The sequence below is a fragment of the Rothia sp. HMSC065C03 genome (genome assembly GCF_001837295.1).
Lineage (GTDB): Bacteria > Actinomycetota > Actinomycetes > Actinomycetales > Micrococcaceae > Rothia.
On sequence record NZ_KV832006.1, the window covers coordinates 216993 to 217266 of the forward strand.

The window sequence follows — 274 nt, forward strand, 5'->3', positions numbered from 1 at the left end:
TCAAGGCGAATAATGAAAGATTCTCAACCATATCGAGCTGTCGAGCAGGCCGGTTATAAGTATATCAAGGCGAATAATGAAAGATTCTCAACCATCGAGTCGTGCTCGGGTGTATCGGAGTAAGTATATCAAGGCGAATAATGAAAGATTCTCAACCCCGAGTTTATTCAGGCGGTTCTGGACTTAAGTATATCAAGGCGAATAATGAAAGATTCTCAACCAGGGTCTAGCCTTACGACGCGCCAAATTAAGTATATCAAGGCGAATAATGAAA